This is a genomic window from Pseudomonas sp. H2_D02, assembly GCF_054677635.1.
The window spans coordinates 4,106,314-4,124,102 of sequence record NZ_CP162816.1 but is presented as its reverse complement, the minus strand read 5'-3'; the positions used below and the strand labels follow the sequence as shown (position 1 = coordinate 4,124,102).

Here is a 17,789-nt window from a genome sequence, read left to right as displayed (position 1 = left end):
TTTTCAAGCCGCGTCGCCATTGACGCCTGATCCCTGTCGCGAGGGAGCTTGCTCCCGCTCGGTGGCGCAGCCGCCGCAAAAGTGAGCGATGCCGTGTGTTGGCGGCGTCGTTTGGGACTGCTCCGCAGCCCAGTTGGAGCAAGCTCCCTCGCCACAGGGATCGGTTGCGACAGGAACCTGTTGGTAGCAGTCTTGGTGCATTCACAGAGAAGGCTGTAGCGATCAAACAAGATTTGCTGAATTCTCTTATTGTGAGAATATCGGCCAGGAAGGCGCTCAAACAACAAGAACATTGGCCGAGGCGTTCGTCACCATGAAGCATCTCAACATCAGCCGGTTCCATGACATTCATGTTCATGCCGCCACCGTCCAGGAATGGAGCCAGGACTACAACCAGTTGACCGCCGGCTCGGCCGAGAGCTCGCTCATCCAGTTGACGACGGCGCGTTGCCATGTTTTTCGCGAGCAGATCAACCAGCGCGTCGTGCAGCACGGCGTGGCCCCACGGGGCAAGATGTGTTTTGCCGTGCCCATCACCGTCCCGGGTTCGGTCCGGATGCAGGGAAGGGAAGTGGACGACAGCAGCCTGTTCTTTCTCCACGGGGGCGAGGAGTTCATGTTCCATATGCCGATGGGCATGGAGCTGCTGGCCATTACGTTCGAGCGCGAGCTGTTCGAACAAGCGTTGGCGCAAACCGAATCGGCCAAGGACATCGGCCAGTTGCTGCGGCAACCGGTGATCAGGGTGTCGACCCAGCGCTACGCAGGTGCTCGCCGTCGAATGCTGGCGGCATTTTCCCAGGCGCTGTTGAGCGAAGAAGATGACGTTGCCCAGGACCGGGAATTGCAGCTGGAACAGACCATGCTCGGCGAGTTGCTGCAACTGATGACCGACCCCGCTTGCGACAAACAGCAGCGCACGCCAAGTTCCACACGCAGTTACATCGTCGAAAAGTGCCATCGCTTGGCGACCGCGCAGCTGAACAACGTGCCCAGCGTCGATGAGTTGTGCCAGCGTCTCCAGGTAAGCCGGCGCACCGTGCAGAACAGCTTTCGCGCGGTCGCCGAGACGACGCCGATCAATTACCTGCGCTCCGTCAGGCTCAATGGCGTACGCCGGACGTTGATGTCGACCCGGGCGTCCCATCTATCGATCGGAGATGTCGCCGCCCAGTGGGGCTTCTTTCACCTGAGTCATTTTGCGGCCGAGTACCAGGCCCTGTTCGCAGAGTTGCCATCCCATACCGCCCGCGCCGCCATTGCCGATTACGCGCGTGCCGATTTGGGTTAGTGAGGCATCGAGGGAGAGGCATAGGATCGAATCCGGCGTGCGACACCCACGATAATGCGATCCCGCCGTGGCCCGCGCCGATCCTGCAGCGAATACCTCATCCCATAAGGTCAACAAGACATGAGCGTACCTCTCCCGGTCAACAGCTCCACCGAGCTCAAGCGTGGCGCCCTGGGTGTCGGCTTCATCATCTTTTTCGTGGTCTCGGCGGCGAGCCCGTTGAGCGTCATTGCCGGCGGCTTTCCCATCGGCATCATGCTCGGCAACGGCGCGGGTACGCCGGCACTGCTGATCCTGGCCTTGTTGGTGTTACTGGCGTTTTCGGTGGGCTACACCACCCTGGCCCGGCATCTCACCCACGCGGGCGGTTTCTATGCCTTTACCTCCGTGGGGCTGGGCGGAATGGCCGGTGGCGCGGCGGGGGTGCTGGCGATGTTTGCCTACAACATCCTCCAGGTCGGCTTGTACGGTATGTTCGGCGGTGTCGTCAGCGGCACGATGCAAAATGCGTTTGGCCTGCTGTTGCCCTGGTGGGCATACTCGCTGATGGCCATGGCCAGCGTCGCGATCCTCGGCTACCGCAAGATCGATCTGTCTGCCCGGGTGCTGTCAGTCATCGTCATTGCTGAATACCTGGCAATCCTGGTCCTGGATTTCGCCATCCTGAAGTCCGGGGGCGACAGCGGCATCAACCTGGATGCATTCGATCGCAGCCATGTGTTCAGTGGCACACCGTCCATTGGCTTGTTGTTCTGCTTCGCGGCGTTCATCGGTTTCGAAGCCACCACCATCTACGGCGAGGAGGCGAAGAATCCCCAGCGAACCATTCCGATTGCCACTTACTGCTCGGTGTTGCTGATCGGCGGCTTCTACGCGCTGTCGGTCTGGTCGATGGTGGTGGGCGTAGGCGCGGACAAGATTGTCGCCACGCTCCAGGCCTTGCAGGACCCGACGACATTTATCTATGGCATGTCCGACCACTTCGTCGGCCCCGGGTTGACCCAGGTCATTCGTGTGCTGTTCATGGTCAGTATCTATGCCGGATTGCTCGCCTTTCATAACGCCGCAGCCCGTTACTTCTTCGCCATTGGCCGCGATGGGTTGCTGCCGAGCCGGTTGGGCACCACCCACCGTATCCACCAGAGCCCCCACATGGGCTCGGCGTTGCAAAGCTTGATCTCCGCCGTGGTCGTGCTGGTTTTCGCCGCGATGGACGCAGATCCGATCCTGCAACTGTTCGCCTGGCTGTCCAACCTGGCGACGCTGTGCGTGATCCTGCTGATGGGGCTCACCTCCGCCGCGGTCGTGGTTTTCTCCCAGCGTCATCCGGAGCTCAAGTTGGGGCTCTGGCGAGGAGGCCTCTTTCCCGGTTTTTCATGCCTGGTGTTGTTGGCGGTGCTGGTGATCGCCGTGGTGCACTTCGATGTGCTGACGGGTGCCAGCAAGGCGCTGTCCTACAGTCTTTGCGCCATCATCCCGGCTGCCTTACTGGTGGGCGTGTTCCTGGCGGCTCGCCTGCGGGAGGCGGCGCCGCAGCGGTACCTGGCATTGGGTTGCCACAAGCTGTAACGGCTCCGATGATCCGCAAGCAAAATTAATGAACATTTTCAGCACCGGGATATCGACTCTGTAACTGAACATTTCCGTCCAGGCATTCGGCCCTCACGTTTCGTTGGGCCGCTGTCACGGCGGTCGGTCGGCCAATGGGGGCGAGTTTCCATGAGCGTCAATAACCAGTGCTGCGTCGAGTACAACGGTCGGACCTTGAGGGGTAAAGCAGACCAGCCGCTGATCGATTTCCTGGCCGAGCAGGGCATCGACCTGCCTCGCGTCTGCTATCACCGCGCCCTCGGGCTGATCCAGACCTGCGATGTCAGTTGGATCGAACACGATGGTGAGATGGTTCGTGGCTGCACGTGGGGGTTCTGGGTGTTTCGCGGTAAGGTCAAGGCTGAGTTACCGCGGGAGTAGTCAGTTGATTTTGGCTTGAGGTCCAGCATGTTGAGAGCGTTCAGCAGCCCCCGGATGGTGGCTGCCGTTGATGATGAGCTCTTTTTCAGGGCTTGGTCTTGCCGAGTTGCTTGCCCGTCTCAGTGACGATAGCTTGGAGACCCAGCTCGTTAATCTTCTTCCAGTCGCTGTCTGTGGCCAATTGCATGCTGTCACGAGTGTTGGTTGTCACTTCCAGCGGCACGGTGCCCGGCGCTTCGATTTTCAGATGGGCTTTGTTGTTCACGGCCACGGTGAACGCGCCAGGAGAGAACCACGACCAGTATTCAATGATGTGCACATTGACCGGTGTAGCGCTCGGCGTTGGCGTGGTCACGATTTGATAGCCAGCCTGCTGATAAGCTGTGGCCACAGCATTCCCTACCAGTTGTGACACGGTCCGCCCGGAAGGAAGCACCACATCACCAAGCCCTTTACCAAAACCGTTGCGTTTGCGACCGATGGCTCGCTCGGTGACGCTGGTGTCGTTTACTTCATCGTTTTTCAGCGAAGGAATATCAGCGCTGCGTGGCTTGATTTCGAATACCCGTTCATCCAATGCATTGATGTAAATCTGCTGGCCTTGGCCTGAAGCGGCCACTTGCGGTACCGGGCCGGTTACATCCACCTCGGAACGGTTGGTCACGCATCCTGCGAGTGAAGCGAGAACGATAACGGCGGCGGTGGTTTTGAAATACGACATGAATGCTCCTTTGCGGTGGGGTCTTCCTTGGGCCCTGGCCGTTTTCGGGCGCCAGGGCATAAGAGTCTTGCGGTTTGCGAGATGGTTGAGCGCGCGGCGCTACAGGCTATCAGGGTCGCCAAAAAACATCTGAATCCGCGAACGCAACCAGCGTTCGCCCGGATCGTTGTCCTGTGACCCGCGCCAGGCCATGTGCAGTTCGAAGCTGCGCACCGGGATCGGCGGGTCTTCGGCACGTACGCCGCCGCGCGGCGGTCAGTGCGTCGGCGGTGTAGTCGGGCACGATGGCTATGATGTCGGTGCCTGATAACAGTGTGCTCAATCCGTTGAACTGCGGCACGGCCAATACCACATGGCGCTTGCGGTCGAGTTTTTCCAGCTCTTCATCGATGAACCCGCTCAAGTCACCTGCGAAGGACACCAGGGCGTGGGGGCGGGCGCAGAATTCATCCAGGGTCAGCCGTCCCGGCGCGGTATCGGCCCGCAGCACTTTGGGCATGCTGCGCCGCAGGACCTTGCGCTTGGCGTTGGCCGGCAGGTCTTCGGTGTAGCTGACGCCAATGGAGATCTCGCCGGACGCCAGCAAGCCCGGCATCAGGATGTAATTGACCCGGCGCACCACCAGCACGATGCCTGGCGCTTCGGCCCGCAGCCGCTTGAGCAGCATCGGCAGCAGGGCGAACTCGGCATCGTCCGACAGACCGATGCGAAACACCGAGGTGCTGGTGGCCGGGTCGAATTCCGCCGCCCGGCTGACCGCCGTTGAAATCGAATCCAGGGCCGGAGAGAGCAGGGCGAAGATCTCGACCGCCCGAGCCGTGGGTTCCATGCTGCGCCCGGTGCGCACGAACAGAGGATCATCGAACAGGCTGCGCAGGCGCGACAGCGCGGCACTGATGGCCGGCTGGCCGAGGAACAGTTTCTCGGCGGCGCGGGTCACGCTGCGTTCATGCATCAATGTTTCGAACACGATCAACAGGTTCAGGTCGACACGACGCAGGTCATTACGATTCATCTGGGGTCCTGGCAGATTCGGCAAGCTTGACGTGGACGGCCATATGGGAACAATGGCCGGCATGAATCTTACGGGGAAAGGCTGGTACTCTGCATCGGGTAAATGCATTTTCTTCAGGATAAGGCTTACAGGACTGGTTCGGTTTTCTTGCTGCGGAATCAATGACAGGCATGTCGACTATTAATAGCCACTGATGGTCTTGGGTACAAAGCCCGGATAGAGTTCATGGCATTAGAGGTTACTTTGACCAGGTTTGCGATGTCCCGCACGATCCGTTTTCACAAGTTTGGTGGTGCCGAGGTGCTCAAATGCGAAGAGCATGCGGCGGCTCTTCCTGCGCCAGGAGAAGTGCAGGTCCGTGTCGAAGCGATCGGCATCAGCTGGTATGACACCCTTTGGCGCCAGAACCTGGCGTCTTCCCAGGCCCGCCTGCCATCAGGGCTGGGACATGAAATGGCCGGCGTGGTAACTGCCGTCGGCGAGGGTGTCGACGATCTGGCCGTGGGCGACAAAGTCGCCAGCTTCCCCGCCGAGAGCCCGAACGATTACCCGGTGTATGGCGAAGTCATCGTATTGCCGCGCACCGCCCTGACCCGTTATCCCGACGTGCTCAGCCCGATCGAAGCCGCCGTGCATTACACGCCGCTGCTGATCGCCTATTTCGCCTACATGGACCTGGCCAGGGTCAAGCCTGGGCAATTTGCCCTGGTGACCGACGCCAGCCATTGCGCCGGCCCATCCTTCGTACAGTTGGGCAAAGCCTTGGGTGTGCGGGTGATCGCAGCCACCAAGACGGCCGACGAGCGTGAATACCTGCTGTCGCTGGGCGCTGAAAAGGTCATTGTCACCGAAGAGCAGGACTTGCTGATGCAGATCAACAAGCTCACTGACAGCCGTGGCGTCGATGTTGTGTTCGACGGCCTTGGCGGGCCGCAGATGTCGCTGCTCGGCGATGTGTTGGCGCCCCGTGGCAGTCTGGTGCTGTATGGCCTGCAAGGCGGCAACCAGACGCCATTCCCGGCCTGTGCGGCGTTCCAGAAGAACATCCAGTTCTTCGTGCACTGCATCGGCAACTTCACTGGCAAGCCGGAACTGGGCATTGTCCAGGACCAGGTGGCGTTGCAACGCGCGTTGCGCGACATCAATCAACTGACCGCCGACCGCGTGCTGTTGCCGCTCAAGACTCGGGTGTTCCCGTTCTCCGAGTTCGTCGAGGCTCATCGCTACATGGGTGAATGCCCTTGCCGTGAGCGCGTTGCCCTTCAGATCGTCGATCCCGCCTGATCTGTCCCCTTGCGCAAGAGTCATTGTCTACGGCTCTTGCGCGGTCTCCGGCCGAATCGGCCCTGTATTCTCTCTGTCATCGCGTCCGCTTGACGCCGAGCGTAGCTACGCCTGGACGCGCGATGTCGAGGCTGCTGCCCAATCGCCCAGGATCAACGACCCGCAAACCCAACTGAACTGGTTTTTGCCGTCAATCTGTATCTTCTAATCATTATTTAAGTCTTGATAATTGAGCGCTTGTTTCTATCAAGGAAGAAATCATGGTGCGATATAAATATCTAAAGTTCATTCCTGTTAGTGCATGGTCTGGCCGCATTTGCATGCTTTAAACCTATCTATCAACATTTGGAGGGCATGACCCGGCGCATGCGGAGTTGCGGCTAGGTTTGTTCTTTATTTTATGTATCCATTGTCTGTGGGACGCTGTAAGAAATTTCCTAGGACGCATTCTTGAATGCGGCGATGCTCAATGAAATAAGGGGAGCAAGGAGAAGTGTGTCAAGCAGGTAGGACGACTTTTACATGTGTGACAAATAATTACCAGAGGCAAGGTGTGAGCGGACTGCTAATACTGTTTGCAATAACAAAGTCTTTCATCCAGGCCAACCCGCCCTGCAATCAAGTCGGTGCGGGTGTGGCGCCGATAATCGAATTTCCAGGTAGATGGCTATGAGTGCAATTCATGAGCAGGCAATGACCTACGTATACCAACAGATGTTGCAACGCTTGCTGGATTTCTATTCCCGCGCGGAACGCACCGCAATACAGCTTTTGGTTCAGCGTCTGATCGTGGCAGCTGGCGGCGCTGAGCGAGTTGGCGATTATCGAGTGCTGATGGTCCAGAATGGCAGTCGGGAAAGCTTCTACGTCCTGACGGCCTTGCGGGCGGCGCAGTTGACCATCGCGGGCCGGTATCCAGCGACGTTCGGCCTGCGCGTCGTGACTCCCCGTATGGGCGATATCTCACAAGCCACCCTGGAAAATATTCATCACTGCTACAGCGCGCTGTTCGTCTACGACGACCCTCGCGTGGAGCTGTTGATGGCCGACAACCGTGAAGTGACCTCCTTCAATCATCGGAAGCCGTTATCGACGGCAGCGCGAGATGCCAACCGTACGGACTTGTTGATGTTCGGCCATCTTCGCTCGCCTGATAGCCTCTTGGGCCTGGGGGATGAGGGCTACCTGGCGATGGCGGAGTTCTACAGGAACATGGCGCGCTGGGGAACGGGAGTGGATTCGTGGGTCAGCAGCGACACGCCACGGCAGCAGAAGCAGTTCATGGCCGGGCTTCAGCGTGCGTCCAGGAGGTTCGGCCTGGTCATTGAACCGGGCGGTGGTTTCGATGGCCTCTTTGCACAACTCGATGCCATGGGGGGCGAGCTTTTCCGACAGTTCTACGGCCAGGAAAACATCGAGCCATGGCGTCCCGAAGGACGTTTCGAGGCGTGTCGACGGTTGGGGCGCGTCAGCATCGATGATCTGATCGTCGATCGGCTGGAAGAGAGCAGTTGGGCGTTGTTCGGCGAGTTCCTGGGAGTGCGACCCGATGGGCTCATCGCACCGACGCTGGATCATGAATACCTCAGCCCGTACCTGTCGGCTCATTTGTATGGCCTGCAAGCCTGTTACCTGCAAGGACGCAGCTATGAGCATGGGTATGGTGACTACGTCCAGCGCACGATCATGCTCATGCATCGCAAGCAATTGCCCATGCATGTCTGCCAGCAGGTCCAGGAACTGTTCGGTTCGCCTTCGGTCATGCCTGAGCGCCGCGCCCAGGCCGCCGCCGAAGCACAGGAAACCCTGGGGCTTAGCGAAACGCAATTGGTGTGCATGTTGTATGCGCCCTTTATTGAAAACGGCGCGGGCCTGGAAAATTACCTGCGTTGTTGCCATCCCGACATGCTGTTCGCCCTGCCGGAGCTGCGCAACGCCATAGAGGATGGGCCCGCCACTGAGGAGGCGAAGCAATGGTTGTACGAGATCAGCGGCCTGTCCGTCGCCTTGCTCAACAAGGTATACCAGTCCCCCATTGCTGTGTCGGAGCAGCCAATCGTGACTGTGTCCGCCCGCCGGTCTGTGCCTGAGGCGCCCGACTCGAGCGAGGACGAGCAAGGCGCCCATGAACTGTACGAACGCTGGGCGCGCTGAGGAAGGAGGCTTGAGGGATTTCGTTTTCAGCACCGAGGCAGGACCGGCAGTGGCACGTTTCATTGGGCTTGCCTCATGAAGGGAAGTCGTGAACCCGATTTTGCCTACCAGGCGGTCTACAGGTACCTGACAAACCTGATCAATGAACTGGGCGCTGATCCTCGGGTGCGCTTGCCGTCGTTGCGCCAATTGGCCGAGCGATTGAGCGTGTCCATATCCACCATCCAGTACGCCTATTCCTTGCTGGAAAAGGAAGGGCGAGTGTATTCGATCGCCAAATCCGGCTATTACGCACTGCCAGCGCCTTCTGCGACCGCCCTGGGCGACGGTGGCGACTTGCTCGAAACCTTTTACGTCAATGCCCGTCGGCCAGGCATGCTGATGCTGGGTGCTGATGAGCCGGCGTCATTGCAGTCGCTGGACAGTCCGCTCCTGTTGCTTGAGCGCGAGTTGTTGCGCCAGTACCCGCGTGCATCCCAGATGCCCTCGCAACCCTGGGGCGAGCAGGAGCTGCGCATGGCGCTGGCGGCTCGCTACACCTCTTCGCCCGCCCGATGCTGGAGCGCCGATGACGTCTATATAGGCGCTGACCTGCGCGGGGTGTTGGAAATCCTGATTGCCGTGCTGACGTTGAAAGGTGCGACTGTCCTGGTTGAGTCGCCCTGTGACTGGACTGTCTTGCGTTTGCTCCAGGCGGCCGACATCCAGGTTGTCGAGCTGCCCTTGATGGCGGACAGGGACGTTGATGTCGAACAACTGGAACAGTTGCTGGCGAGCGAAACGGTACGGCTGGTGGTGCTGTCTTCGGTCCTGAGCATGCCCATGGGCACGGTGAAAAGTGAAGCCAACCGTCGAGAGGTGGCGCGTCTGTTGGAGCAGTGCGGTACCTGGGTGCTGGAGAACGACAGTTACACCGATCTGGTATTCGAGCCAGGGAGCCCTCCGTTCCGGGATTTGGTCGATCCGGACAGGCTGATTGTCTACTCCACGTTTGAAAAGACCATTGGTCCCGAGGCGCCCTATGGTTATGTGCTGTCGCGGCAACTGACACTGGTGTTGCAACGGCAATTCCTTTTGCGTGCGTTTCGTCTGTCGCCGATCCGCCAGAAAGCGATCGCGCGCTTGTATGGCAACGGTCGGATCGACCAGCACCTGCTGGTGCTGCGGCGCCTGCTGCGGGAAAACGCTGCTTCGACAATACAATTGATGCGTGATCGGCTGGGCGACTGCCTGCAATGGGTCGAGCCCGAAGGTGGCGCAACGGTGTGGGCTCGATCATCGCGACAGGCAGATATGCGTGGGGTATTCCAGCGATTGCTTGGCAGGCGCATTGTCATCGCCCCGGGGGAGTTGTTCAGCATTCAGGGCCTCTACAGCCAGCATTTGCGCCTGACTCACGCATTCCAGGGAGCGGATGATCCGGACGCCGCGTTCTATGCGTTGGCCGAAGCATTGAGGCATGAGCAATCATGATCGCAGGGTTATGGATCGAACCCGTCGCGTCATGGTCGAACTGTCAGTAAACTGCACCCATTCGAGCCACTCCATTCCGAGGTTTTGCATGACAGTCAGTCCATTTGCGGGCAAGCCGGCACCGGCAGAGTTGTTGATCGATATCCCGCGACTGGTGACGGCCTATTACACCGGCCGGCCCGATGCCTCGGTTGCGACCCAGCGCGTGGCTTTCGGTACTTCAGGGCATCGAGGCAGTTCCTTCGAGTTGGGCTTCAACGAGTGGCACGTGCTCGCCATCAGCCAGGCAATCTGCCTGTACCGTGAAGCCCATGGCATCAACGGGCCATTGTTCGTGGGTATCGACACCCATGCACTCTCCACGCCTGCCGGCGCCAGCGCATTGGAAGTGCTGGCCGCCAATGGCGTGACCGTGATGATCGCCGAAGGTGACGAGTACACCCCCACGCCAGCGGTTTCCCATGCCATCCTGTGCTACAACCGCGGCCGCACCACTGGCCTGGCCGACGGCATCGTCATCACGCCGTCCCATAATCCACCGCAGAGCGGCGGCTACAAGTACAACCCCACCAATGGTGGCCCGGCAGATACCCATATCACCAAGTGGATCGAAGCCAAGGCCAACGAGTTGCTGGCCAACCAATTGGCGGGTGTCAAGCGCATCAGCTACGAGCAGGCGCTCAAGGCCGAGACCACCCACCGCCACGATTTCCTCAATACCTACGTCGCCGACCTGGTCAATGTCATTGATTTCGATGCCATCCGCGAAGCCGGCTTGCGCCTGGGCGTAGATCCATTGGGCGGAGCAGGGGTGCGCTATTGGCCTGCGATCGCCGAGCACTATCGCCTGGATCTGGAAGTGGTCAATACACAAGTGGATTCGACGTTCCGCTTCATGACCGTCGACTGGGACGGGCAGATCCGCATGGACCCGTCGTCCAGCCACGCCATGCAAGGGTTGATCGGCCTGAAAGAACGTTTCGACGTGGCCTTTGCCTGCGACCCGGATCACGACCGTCACGGCATCGTGACGCCAAGCGGCGGCCTGTTGGCGCCGAACAATTACCTAGCGGTGTCCATCGATTACTTGTTCCAGAATCGTCCCCAGTGGCGGGCTGACGCCGCAGTCGGCAAGACGGTGGTCAGTAGCGGCCTGATCGATCGGGTTGCCAAGCGCCTTGGCCGACGCCTGTATGAGGTGCCGGTGGGCTTCAAATGGTTCGCTGATGGGCTGTTCGATGGCTCCCTTGGCTTCGGCGGCGAAGAAAGTGCCGGGGCTTCGTTCCTGCGCAAGGACGGCGGGGTGTGGAGTACCGACAAGGACGGCCTGATCCCGGCATTGTTGGCTGCTGAGATGACGGCTCGCACCGGTCGTGATCCAAGCCAGGCCTACCGCGCCCTGACGGATGAATTGGGTGAACCGTTCTCGGTGCGTGTCGATGCCAAGGCGAGTCCTCAACAGAAGGCGCTGCTGAGCAAGCTATCGCCGGATCAGGTCCAGTCCACCGAATTGGCGGGCGAGACAATCCAGAGCATCCTCAGCCATGCGCCAGGCAATGAGCAGGCTATCGGCGGATTGAAAGTCATGACCGAGAATGGCTGGTTTGCGGCGCGTCCGTCCGGTACCGAGGACATTTACAAAATCTACGCCGAAAGCTTCATTAGCGACGATCACCTGAAACAATTGGTGGTTGAAGCCCAGGCATTGGTGGACGGTGCCATTTCCGGGCAGTAACTGAGCGTCGTATCGCGAGCAAAGCCCGCTCCCACGCAGCAATGCATATCCTTGTGGGAGCGGGCTTGCTCGCGAACGCGTCTCCACGAAGCGCCGCGATACCAACCTGCCATACTACTTTCACTTCATCGCCTAAATCCCTGAGATAAAAGCTTTTGGCTGGAAACCGGTAGCAAATCCAGACACCATAGTCGCCATGGTTCTGAACACCGGAGTCCCCAGCGTGTCGCTACACAATCCCGATCTTCCCCCTGATCTCCTGCCCTTGGCCCAGATGTCCTGGTTCAAACGCCTGGCTGCGCGTTTTTTCGGTCATGGCCTGACGCGCCTGCGCGCCCAACACCGCGCATCGTGGCTGCACGGGCAGGCCGACGGATTTCGCAGCGGTCATACCGCCGGTTTTGACTATGGCTACAAGGAAGGCAGGGCCGAGGGGCTCGAAGCGGGGCGTCAGGTCCTGTTGATCCGCGACTCCCGTGGTACCGAGCACCCGGCCCCGCAAGTCGATGACCTGCTGTTTGACGATTGGCGATTGCCGCTGACCACCGAGCTGAAGAAACGCATCAAGGCGGATGTGGCGCGACTGCTACCGGCCCATGCGCAGCCCAGCAGCGGCCAATGGAAGATGATTTTCAGCGACACGCCGGCCACTTCGGTGGTGGCGGGCGCAGGTGCGGGCAAGTCAACGACCCTGGTGCTGCGTATTGTGTTGCTGTCGCAATACCTGGGGTTCGAACTGGATTCAATGACCGTGGTGACGTTCACCCGGGAATCGCGAAAGGACTTTGTCCAGAAACTCATCGAAACGTTTGCCCTGTGGGGGCGCGCGGTCAGCCAGAAGGAAGCCCGGGATCTGGTGCGCACCTTCCACTCGCGTATCTTGCCCATGGTCCGCAGCCTGCCGGGATTCGAGCGGCTCCAGGCCTTCGAGACCTTGAGCCACCGCGCCGGAGCGGATGAGGATGACGCCCAGGGCAACCCGTTCGACTTGCGCATCAACGATGCCCAGCGCCAGCAGCTCAATGCCTGTTATTACAACCTCTATCAGCGTGACGAGCGTTTCCGCGAGTTGATCCAGCCGCTTTCCCGTCATGCCCTGCAGCTCAAGGAGCTGGAGCGCGACCACCCGGATGTGCAGAAGCGTGTGGCCGTGACGGAATTGGCCGCCCAGCGCGATGAAGCACTCTGCGACGCAATCGAAGACCTGTGGTTCCGGGCGGGGGCTTGGCCGATTAAAGGTATTGAACCGAAACGCCAGGTATTTGAAATCAACGGGGCGAGATTTCATTGCCATGGCTACATCAAATCCCTTGATACCTGGGTGATGCTGGGATTCGATCCACGGGAGAACCCGCAGCTCAGCCGTCCCGGTGCCAAGCTGAGTGTGCGTGCGGAATGGGCCGTAAAGCGCACCTTGTTTCAAGCTTTCTGTCGTAAGCCACTGATTTGGATTGATAAGTATGAAGACTCAAAACGCCTGTTGTCCGCCGTGGCTGGGGATGTCAGTGCGGGTCCCGGGTTCGACTACAAGGTCAAGGGCGAGCTGACGTCGGCCCCTTTGCTGGACTGTTTTGTCGCAGCGGCGGGGTTTATCGAAAATCTTGGCCTGGATGTACCTGAAGCCGTGGGCAGGATGTGTTTCTCAAGCAATGACCCGGATCGTTATTTCTTCGAGGCGTTGAGTCGTTTCTGGCGTGCGTTCGAAGATCATCTGCTGGATCAATCGCCTCCGGTCATGACCTATAACCGGATGTTTGCGTTGTTCAGCGAACACTCCCCGGAAAACTTCAAGCTGCTTGATGACGCCCTGTTGAGGCCGTTGTCGCATTTGATGATCGACGAATTCCAGGACGTTTCGCCCCAGATCGTGTCTTGGCTGAGGGCGAGCCTGCGTGAAGTGCGCAGGCGTGGCGCTGCCCTGCATACCGGGCGCGGCGCCCAGCGTTCTTCCTTGTTGTGCGTGGGTGATGACTGGCAGTCGATCTATGGCTGGCGCGGCAGCTCGCCGAGTTTTTTCATGGATTTCAACAAGCAGTTCCCGTCACCGGCCCACACTCGGGTGATGCTCACCGACAACTACCGCAGTCACCAGCACATCATTGACGCGGCTGAGCACATCGTACGCGGAGCGGCAGCCGTCCCCGGCAAGAAAGGCAAGGCCAGCGGCACGCCTCGTTCGCCAAGCCCGGTGACGGTGTTGGACAGGGACGATGAAGGCTTGGGGCGGCGGCTCGATGAACACTACCGCAACGGCGATTCTATCTTGATGCTGTATCGAAAAAGTAGCGATAAGTTACTGATAGATAAGCATATTAATTCGATAGTTAATGTGGATTCTAGCTTGCCCTATCCGCAACGCCGCCTCAGGCAAATGACTTATCACAGCGCCAAGGGGCTTCAAGCAGATGCGGTATTCCTGCTGGGGGATTGCCAGCACCTGACCAGTTCACCCTACAAGAATCAGGTCTACCGGATGGCCGGGTTGGGACAGGACGGTGACGCCGAACCCTATGATGCTGCGCAAAAGGATGAAATCCTGCGCCTGGCGTATGTAGGCATCACCCGGGCGGTTCAGCATTGCTATTGGTACGTCGACGGCCAGGATAGCCAGGCCGCCAATGCACCCAAGGCGTCGGACCGGATCGGGGTAGGCAAGCCGTTTTTCAACGATCGTCGCCGTGCTCGCGGCTGACGCGCTGGCGACCGTTCGGTGATCCACAAAAAAGCCCACATGAAAATGTGGGCTTTTTTTGTCAGGAGGCAAATCGTCGCAAGCCAACCGGCGGCACAAAGGCTTCAAGCTCGGCTTCCACCGCTTCGATGATTCGCTCCACGTCGGGGGCATTCATCACTGTCGCGCAGGGGATGCCGGCGATTGCGATCATGGTTTCGCCGCTGGCACGGTCAAACAGCCGGGCGACCATACTGCCTGGCGCGTCCATGCTGGCCTCGAAACCCATGGGATGGAAATGCCAGCGCATCAACTGGCAGGCGTTGGGGAACGTAACCTTGCTGAAAGATCCTTTATTCATCTGTAGCCCGCCTTCTTCATCAAGCGCTTCCGTTTGCTCATGTCAGGAAGGAAGAGCCCTCATGGCTCTACCAGTGAGAACTAAAAATAGCACCTGAAAATGAACGCCACGTGGATTTTTTCAGTCCGTTTGGCGATTGGTTCATTTTATTTGATCTGCATCATGACCTAAGTACAAATGCTCAGAGTGCCATCATGGTCGTCCTGCAGTGTCCTGAAGAGTAGCCAATGGCTCTGGCTCGCGGTATTCGAAGGCGATGAAGCCTGCCAGCACCACCAGGGAAAGGGCGACGATGAAGGTGACGTGCAGCCCGTCGGCAACAGCCTCGGGAGTGGCGGAGGGAGTACCGTTGGTCGGCAACATGGCCGCGAAGACCGCGCCGAGCACCGCTGCGCCACTGAAGAAGCCGAGGTTGCGCGATAAATTGAGCAATCCGGCAATCACGCCGCGTTGGTTGGCGGGGATCTCGGCCATGACCGCCGCATTGTTTGCTGTCTGGAACATCGCGTAGCCCAAGGTCGTTACCATGATCGCCGTGACGTAACCGGCGATGCCAAGCGTCGGGGGAACCAGCGACAGCAGCAGGCAACCGCTCGCCATGGTCGCCAGCCCCAGGAGCCGCATGGGACGCACCCCGAACCGATCGGCGAGGCGCCCAGCAGGCATGCCGGCGAGGGCGGCGACGCATGGCCCGACGGCCAGTACCAGGCCGACAATGGCCGACGGGAGCCCCAGCGCGATCGACAAGTAGAATGGCCCCACGAGCAAGGTCGCCATCATGACCGTTGCCACCAGCGCGCTCGTCGCCAGGCCCGATACCAGCAAGCGATCGCTGAACATCGTCAGCGGGATCAGCGGCGATGGGCGCCGATGCTGCGTCCGGACGAACAATCCACCGCTCAGAATGGCCGCCGCCAGCAAGCTGATATTCAGCCCACCAAAATGCCCGCCACCCAAGGTCATGGCCAAGGCGTAGGCGCCAAGGGCCGTCGCGAGCAAAAGCGTGCCCGTGATGTCGAAACGTACCTTCTCGGCGTTGGCGGCTTGCCCGGCGGGCAGGGACCGCCAGGCCAGCAGCAAGGTCAGCAGTCCGAGCGGTACGTTGACCAAGAACAACGCCTGCCAGCCAAACCCGGTCATCAATACGCCGCCCAGGAAAGGGCCTAGTGCGGTGCCTACCGCGGACAGCGTGGCGAGCAGCCCCATGGCGCTGCCCGCCCTGGTCTTATCGACCGTTTCGCCGACCAGGGCCAGCGTCAGCGTCATCATGATGGCGGCCCCCAGCCCTTGCAGTGCCCGGGCGGCGATCAACAGGCCCAGCGACGGCGCGAGGCCGCACAAGGCTGACGCTAGCGTAAACAGCGCGATTCCCGCCAGTAACAGCTTGCGTCGGCCAATCAGGTCGCCCAGGCGTCCGAGACTGACGATCAGTGTGGTGATCGCCAGGAGATAGGCCAGCACCACCCATTGAACGTGCTGGAATGAGGCATCAAACGCTTGGGCCAACACAGGCAATCCCACGGCGGTGACGCTGGCCCCCAGCGACGCCAATAACGTTGACAGCGCCAGGCTGGCCAAGGCCCGGCGCGCGGGAGCAAGCGGTTGAGGGCCGCTCGCGGGTGACAGGCTTGGTTTCATATTGGCTGGTTTCATCATGTTTCCTCGCAATCCGGTTCGCCTATAAAGCGCTGCGAGAACGGTACGCGGTGGCATAACATGGCGGAAGACGCACGAGTTGCATGTTATAGCTGCATGAAACGCTATCCATCCTATCCAAGGGCCCGATGATGTCCGCTACCGATCTCAACTTGCTTGTCACGCTGGACGCGCTCTTGTCTGAAGGCAGTGTGGCCGGTGCCGCCCGGCGGCTGCAGCTCAGCCCTTCGGCCATGAGCCGGGCCTTGGCGCGGTTGCGCCAGGCCATTGGTGATCCATTGCTGGTGCGGGCGGGGCGCGGTCTGGTTCCGACCCCGCGAGCGATCGAGTTGCGTGAGCAAGTCAGCCAATTGGTGCAGGGCGCTCAGGCCGCGCTACGTCCGGTGCAGGCCACGGACTTGCGGAGGGTGAATCGAACCTTCACGTTGCGCACCCGGCAAGGCTTCGTGGAAAACTTCGCGATCGAGCTAATCGAGCGGATTGCCCGGCAGGCCCCGGGAATAAGGCTGCGGTTTGTCGAAAAGACCGACAGGGACAGCACGGCGCTGCGCGAGGGCAACGTGGATCTGGAGACCGCCGTTGTAGACGAAGACACCAGTCCGGAGCTGCTGACGCAAGGGTTGTTCGGTGACCGTATCGTTGGCGTCGTGCGAGCAGGGCATCCCCTGAGCAGGATCGAAGTAAGCGCCGCTGATTATGCGGCGGGCGAGCACATTGGCATTTCCCTGCGTGGCTTGGAGCACGGCTCCATCGACCAGGCCCTTGGCGCCTTGGGTTTGTCCCGAAACCTCATCACCACCGTGCCGGGCTTTTCCACCGCGCTGGGGCTGGCGCGGTCCAGTGACATGATCGCCAGCGTGCCGGAACGCTACAGCACCCGTTTGCGCCTTGGCATGCACACGTTCGCATTGCCGTTCGTGCTCCCCGGGTTTACGGTAGCCATGCTCTGGCATCCGCGCATGGACGCCGACCCTGTACACCGCTGGATAAGGAGCTGCCTGCGAGAAGTGTGCGCGGGCACGATCGAACCGTTGTGAAAGGAGATGTGCAGGTGACTAAAAAAAACACGATCGCAGCACTGATAGGCTTGCTGGCTTGCGCCAGCGCGATGGCGGAACTACCGGATCAGTCCATTCTCAGCCGCTACGGCATTGCCTCGGATCAATTGCCGGCCGGACAGGTTGATAAATCCGTTGAGACGCCTTCCGGAAAGTCATATTTCAAGGTGCCCCCAGTAGGATCATGGGGCGCAGTGATCCCGAGCGATGCAATGAAGCCGCCCATGACCGGAAATATAAGCATCGACCAATCAGCCCAGCAGGACCATGAGCGCTGCTGGCGCACGCAGAACCAGGCACTGCGTCGAAACGGCGGCTGGGGAGGATGGGCAGGATGCCCGAGCATGAGTATCGAGCCGGAGATCAGTACCGGTTTTACCCGGTGAACCCCAGGCCAGC

Annotated in this window: 14 protein-coding genes; 10 read left to right on the top strand and 4 right to left on the bottom strand. The window is 59.9% G+C overall.

Annotated features, from left to right (window positions below):
• The first annotated feature begins 313 nt into the window (after positions 1–313).
• From AB4N42_RS18895 to AB4N42_RS18885, 3 genes are all read left to right on the top strand, one after another.
• Positions 314–1,291: a helix-turn-helix domain-containing protein gene (locus AB4N42_RS18895; RefSeq protein ID WP_030138696.1), complete on the top strand. Its 978-nt coding sequence runs from the start codon at positions 314–316 to the stop codon at positions 1,289–1,291.
• Between the two features lie 120 nt (positions 1,292–1,411).
• Positions 1,412–2,860: an APC family permease gene (locus tag AB4N42_RS18890; RefSeq protein ID WP_460115151.1), complete on the top strand. Its 1,449-nt coding sequence runs from the start codon at positions 1,412–1,414 to the stop codon at positions 2,858–2,860.
• A gap of 150 nt (positions 2,861–3,010) precedes the next feature.
• The gene (locus AB4N42_RS18885) at positions 3,011–3,262 is read left to right on the top strand and encodes a 2Fe-2S iron-sulfur cluster-binding protein (protein ID WP_460115150.1); all 252 of its coding nucleotides are present in this window, start codon (positions 3,011–3,013) and stop codon (positions 3,260–3,262) included.
• An 85-nt stretch (positions 3,263–3,347) separates the two neighbouring features.
• Here AB4N42_RS18885 and AB4N42_RS18880 read toward each other — a convergent pair whose 3' ends face one another.
• The gene (locus AB4N42_RS18880; RefSeq protein ID WP_030138699.1) at positions 3,348–3,983 is read right to left on the bottom strand and encodes a YajG family lipoprotein; all 636 of its coding nucleotides are present in this window, start codon (positions 3,981–3,983) and stop codon (positions 3,348–3,350) included.
• Between the two features lie 109 nt (positions 3,984–4,092).
• Positions 4,093–4,998 carry a LysR family transcriptional regulator gene (locus AB4N42_RS18875; RefSeq protein ID WP_460115149.1) on the bottom strand — a complete coding sequence of 302 codons (906 nt, stop codon included), beginning with the start codon at positions 4,996–4,998 and terminating at the stop codon, positions 4,093–4,095.
• A gap of 258 nt (positions 4,999–5,256) precedes the next feature.
• Between AB4N42_RS18875 and AB4N42_RS18870 the strand changes: the two genes are divergently transcribed.
• From AB4N42_RS18870 to AB4N42_RS18850, 5 genes are all read left to right on the top strand, one after another.
• Positions 5,257–6,282, top strand: coding sequence for a zinc-dependent alcohol dehydrogenase family protein (locus tag AB4N42_RS18870; RefSeq protein ID WP_030138714.1), 1,026 nt, complete (start codon positions 5,257–5,259; stop codon positions 6,280–6,282).
• A 669-nt stretch (positions 6,283–6,951) separates the two neighbouring features.
• Entirely contained in the window at positions 6,952–8,436 is a 1,485-nt protein-coding gene (locus AB4N42_RS18865) for a hypothetical protein (RefSeq protein WP_323155043.1), read from the top strand.
• Between the two features lie 75 nt (positions 8,437–8,511).
• Entirely contained in the window at positions 8,512–9,909 is a 1,398-nt protein-coding gene (locus tag AB4N42_RS18860; protein WP_217861926.1) for an aminotransferase-like domain-containing protein, read from the top strand.
• 88 nt (positions 9,910–9,997) lie between these two features.
• Positions 9,998–11,644: a phosphoglucomutase (alpha-D-glucose-1,6-bisphosphate-dependent) gene (gene pgm, locus AB4N42_RS18855; protein WP_030138717.1), complete on the top strand. Its 1,647-nt coding sequence runs from the start codon at positions 9,998–10,000 to the stop codon at positions 11,642–11,644.
• A gap of 223 nt (positions 11,645–11,867) precedes the next feature.
• The gene (locus AB4N42_RS18850) at positions 11,868–14,336 is read left to right on the top strand and encodes a UvrD-helicase domain-containing protein (RefSeq protein ID WP_431145563.1); all 2,469 of its coding nucleotides are present in this window, start codon (positions 11,868–11,870) and stop codon (positions 14,334–14,336) included.
• Between the two features lie 61 nt (positions 14,337–14,397).
• Here AB4N42_RS18850 and AB4N42_RS18845 read toward each other — a convergent pair whose 3' ends face one another.
• Positions 14,398–14,676, bottom strand: coding sequence for a DUF1652 domain-containing protein (locus AB4N42_RS18845; RefSeq protein WP_003201764.1), 279 nt, complete (start codon positions 14,674–14,676; stop codon positions 14,398–14,400).
• A gap of 192 nt (positions 14,677–14,868) precedes the next feature.
• Positions 14,869–16,329: an MFS transporter gene (locus AB4N42_RS18840; protein ID WP_460115148.1), complete on the bottom strand. Its 1,461-nt coding sequence runs from the start codon at positions 16,327–16,329 to the stop codon at positions 14,869–14,871.
• A gap of 134 nt (positions 16,330–16,463) precedes the next feature.
• Here AB4N42_RS18840 and AB4N42_RS18835 point away from each other — a divergent pair, with 134 nt between their 5' ends.
• Entirely contained in the window at positions 16,464–17,369 is a 906-nt protein-coding gene (locus AB4N42_RS18835) for a LysR family transcriptional regulator (protein ID WP_407683723.1), read from the top strand.
• 14 nt (positions 17,370–17,383) lie between these two features.
• On the top strand, positions 17,384–17,776 hold the full coding sequence (locus AB4N42_RS18830) for a hypothetical protein (protein WP_460115147.1): 393 nt from the start codon (positions 17,384–17,386) through the stop codon (positions 17,774–17,776).
• Positions 17,777–17,789: the final 13 nt, after the last annotated feature.

Bases quoted from the DNA above. Each gene is read 5' to 3' on its own strand.
- AB4N42_RS18895 (WP_030138696.1), top strand. From the start codon at position 314: ATGAAGCATCTCAACATCAGCCGGTTCCATGACATTCATGTTCATGCC.
- AB4N42_RS18890 (WP_460115151.1), top strand. From the start codon at position 1,412: ATGAGCGTACCTCTCCCGGTCAACAGCTCCACCGAGCTCAAGCGTGGC.
- AB4N42_RS18885 (WP_460115150.1), top strand. From the start codon at position 3,011: ATGAGCGTCAATAACCAGTGCTGCGTCGAGTACAACGGTCGGACCTTG.
- AB4N42_RS18880 (WP_030138699.1), bottom strand. From the start codon at position 3,983: ATGTCGTATTTCAAAACCACCGCCGCCGTTATCGTTCTCGCTTCACTC.
- AB4N42_RS18875 (WP_460115149.1), bottom strand. From the start codon at position 4,998: ATGAATCGTAATGACCTGCGTCGTGTCGACCTGAACCTGTTGATCGTG.
- AB4N42_RS18870 (WP_030138714.1), top strand. From the start codon at position 5,257: ATGTCCCGCACGATCCGTTTTCACAAGTTTGGTGGTGCCGAGGTGCTC.
- AB4N42_RS18865 (WP_323155043.1), top strand. From the start codon at position 6,952: ATGAGTGCAATTCATGAGCAGGCAATGACCTACGTATACCAACAGATG.
- AB4N42_RS18860 (WP_217861926.1), top strand. From the start codon at position 8,512: ATGAAGGGAAGTCGTGAACCCGATTTTGCCTACCAGGCGGTCTACAGG.
- pgm (WP_030138717.1), top strand. From the start codon at position 9,998: ATGACAGTCAGTCCATTTGCGGGCAAGCCGGCACCGGCAGAGTTGTTG.
- AB4N42_RS18845 (WP_003201764.1), bottom strand. From the start codon at position 14,676: ATGAATAAAGGATCTTTCAGCAAGGTTACGTTCCCCAACGCCTGCCAG.
- AB4N42_RS18840 (WP_460115148.1), bottom strand. From the start codon at position 16,329: ATGAAACCAGCCAATATGAAACCAAGCCTGTCACCCGCGAGCGGCCCT.
- AB4N42_RS18835 (WP_407683723.1), top strand. From the start codon at position 16,464: ATGTCCGCTACCGATCTCAACTTGCTTGTCACGCTGGACGCGCTCTTG.